The organism is Mesorhizobium sp. M2A.F.Ca.ET.042.01.1.1, from assembly GCF_003997405.1.
Classification (GTDB): domain Bacteria; phylum Pseudomonadota; class Alphaproteobacteria; order Rhizobiales; family Rhizobiaceae; genus Mesorhizobium.
Genome location: NZ_RZRX01000423.1, coordinates 1 through 3,192 on the forward strand (window position 1 = coordinate 1; position 3,192 = coordinate 3,192).

Genomic DNA, 3,192 nt, shown 5'->3' on the forward strand with positions numbered 1-3,192 from the left:
CTTCAAAGGTCCGCAGCTCGTATCGCCGGCATAGGCAAGCGGCGCGCAGGGCGCCTTGAGCTCGCGACCTGGCCCGGCGCAGCCACCAACCAGGAAGCTCGCCACCGCGCCGGCGACCACGCCGACCCGCCGCCACCAAGCTGGCATCCGTTTCGCTCGCCACCTCAACGATCAGTTCCCGCTGGTGCCAAAATTCTGGAACGGATTGACTTGCGCCGGCGTCATCAGCTTTTGCACCTGGCTTTGCCGCAACAGCCGGGTCTTCATTTCCTCGTTGAGCGCGGCCACGGCCCCGTTCTGGACGCCGATGAGTTCGTTGACCGCACGCGCGTTCTCGAGCTGCATGCGGGTGTTCTGATCGACCGAGCCTTTGACGTCGTCGGACTGTCCGATCTGGCCGCTGGCCGACTGCAACGACTGTTCGCGTTGCGCGACCCCTTGCGAGGCTTGCGAGGTGAGGGCGCTCAACAGCGAGGCGACGTTGACGCTGGCGCTATAGGTAGTGTTGACGGCACTGCTGCCATTGCCGGTGATTTGCTGGAGCTGCTTGACCAGTTGCAGGCCGTTGATGACCGCTCCGGCGATCTTCTGGATTTCCGGCGACAGCCCGCCGAAAGAGAGGGCGCCGCCATTGAGGATCGAGCCGAAGCTCGGCGCTTGCGCAATAGACATGTTGCCGCCCAGGCCCATTTGGCCGATGCCGAGAGAGCCGTTGCGGCTGCCGGTCAGGGCTTGCAGGATCTGATTGCTCTTCTCGAGGATGTCCTTGTTTGAGCCCATGATCGAATTGGTGTTGTCGGCGTTCTGGCGGGCAATGTCCAAATTCGCGTTGTCAATGACGGCGATTTGCGCGTGAGCGGCACCAGACAGAAGTGTTACACATGCCGCGAGAGCGATTTTTCTCATGATCAGCCTCCTATTCCTGAATTGCTTCGATCGCGCGAGCCGCGCCGGTTGGATCGGCGGTGATTTGCACCGACTGCGCGTTCCCGGAAACATTCTCGGCGCCCCGGCCCGCACAAGGTAGCCATTGGCTGCGATCGATCCGTAGCCGTTGCAGCTCGGCCGGGTCGCATGAAAATGGATTTGGGGATCCACCTTGCGGCGGCGTGATGGTCCGTGCGGTCTGCGAGGCTGCAACGTTGTTCAACGAAAGAAACTGACCGAGCAGGGCGGTGAAGTCCGAGGCCTGACCGATATATTGGCCGGTCACGTCCGTATTGAGACTTCGAGCCGACGAGTTGAGCTCCCAGGCGTCCTTGTATTCGCCGACTTGTCCGACGCCGCCGGCGAGCGCGTCGATCCGTGAGGAATTGGCCGTCATCTGTGCGGAGCTTCCGTCAAGGTCAGCCGCGGCTTTGGAGAGAGAATCGACTGCGCCGCTTTGGGCAGCGCCGCCCGGTCCGCCAGATGTCACGATGCTGATCGCCGGTGCGGCCGCCGCCGGCGCCTCTCCGCTGGAGACGTAATTGTCGAAGGTGCCGTGCCATCGGCCGACGCCGGAGGCCCACTCAGCCTGTTCGGCGGCATTGGAGCCGTTATAGAAACTCGCCAGGCAGCTGTAGTTGCTGGCGCCACACTGCGCGACGCCTTTGCCGAGATATTTGACGCCACCCTCGATGTTTTGCTCGTTGATGTCGCGATCGAACCCGAGCTGCCGGCCCGTTCCCTTTGTCAGTTGCATCACGCCCTTGACGCCGGTGTGCGAGCCGGCACAGCTGTCCAAGCGGGATTCCTGGTAGGCAACCGACAGCGCCAGCCCCTCCGGAACGTCATATTTTTGCGCATAGTAGCGGATGAGCTTTGCGTTTTCCGCATCGCGGCTCAGCGCCTCGCCAGGGGAGCGACTGAACATTTGCGACCTGTACTTGTTTGTATAGGTGCAAACGAGACTCTTTTTCTTCTCCTTCTCGTCGGATTTTTCTTCGTCCGACTTCGTGCTGTGCTCTTCGTCCTGCGCCCGCTGATCCAGATTGGAATTGTCGATGACGGCGATCTGGGCCAGCGCCGGGAGAGCCGCGATCTGCCCAGGCACGATCGCGGCCACGGCAATGACGCTGCTAAGCCGCTTCTTCATGCTCGCTCTCCCATCCACAAAGGTATGGCAGCCACGCTTCCGGCTCCTGTCCGTAAATCTCGCGCAACCGTTCGCATTCCTTGATGCTGGCTTCGTTGGTCGACAGCACCTTGATGAGGTCGGGCATGCCCGAGAGATCGAGCTTGGCCACAATGGAATCGCTGTCGTGCTTGACCAGGAACGTGCGCGTTTCCTTGGGCGTACGGCGCACGAACTCGAACTCCTTCGCCGTCAGCGAAAAGCGGGCCATGTAGGAGTCTTTGCTCGCCTTCGGATTGGGGAAAAAAATGTTGGTTTTGGTCTGTTCGATCAGGGAGGACGAGATCGACGAGTTCACCACGTCCTCAGCCGTCTGCGTGCCAAAGCCGACGACGCCGTTGCGCCGCCGGACTGTTTTCAGCGTCTCGTTGATGAAGGCGGAAAACACCTCGTCATCGAGCAGCTTCCAGCCTTCATCGAGGAACATCAGAAGCGGCGTGCCGTCGATGATCTCTTCGAGCCGATGGAAGATGTAGAGCAGGGCGGCCGAGCGCAATTTCTTGTCGGCCAGGATCTTGGTCATGTCGAACCCGACCACCGGCTTCGAGAAATCGACGAGATCGACGGGGTTGTTGAAGAGCCAGCCCTTGTCGCCAGGGTTCAGCCACGGTTCAATTCGAGCCGCGAGGTCGTTCATTCCGGGCGTCAGCGAGCCGCGCAGCACCTCTGGCAGCAACTCGAACGTGCGTTCTTGGCGCGGGATCTTGTAGACCTTGTCGACGGCCGTGTTGATCACGCGCATTTCCGCCACATCGAGCGACCCGTCGTCTGGGGTGAGCAAGTAGCGCAGCAGCCCTTCCAGAAACGTGCGGTTTTCTGCCGTGTCTTCGAGCTGGAGCGGCGCAAAGCCGGTCGCCTGCATCGGCTCCATGATCTCATAGCGGCCGCCGAGCGCGCGGATGAAGAGCTCGGCGCCGCGCATATAGTCGAAATAGACGCATCGCGGTCGGGGCGAAATCCGCATCGCCTGCGCCATCAGGAATGACAGCACGACCGTCTTGCCCGAACCGGTCGGACCGAAAACCGTGAAGTGGCCGACGTCGTGGACGTGAAAGTTGAAATAATAGGCTGTCTGG

General features: G+C 61.1%; 2 protein-coding genes and 1 pseudogene. All 3 read right to left on the reverse strand.

The genetic code is table 11. The features are described from left to right. Positions 1-171: 171 nt before the first annotated feature. Entirely contained in the window at positions 172-906 is a 735-nt protein-coding gene (locus tag EOA23_RS33030) for a type IV secretion system protein (RefSeq protein ID WP_189341804.1), read from the reverse strand. A 10-nt stretch (positions 907-916) separates the two neighbouring features. After that, positions 917-2,077 carry a lytic transglycosylase domain-containing protein gene (locus EOA23_RS33035; protein WP_127307148.1) on the reverse strand — a complete coding sequence of 387 codons (1,161 nt, stop codon included), beginning with the start codon at positions 2,075-2,077 and terminating at the stop codon, positions 917-919. Further along, positions 2,061-3,192 (reverse strand): annotated as a pseudogene (locus tag EOA23_RS33040) (type VI secretion protein); the annotation flags it as partial. The gene EOA23_RS33035 and the pseudogene EOA23_RS33040, both read right to left, overlap by 17 nt.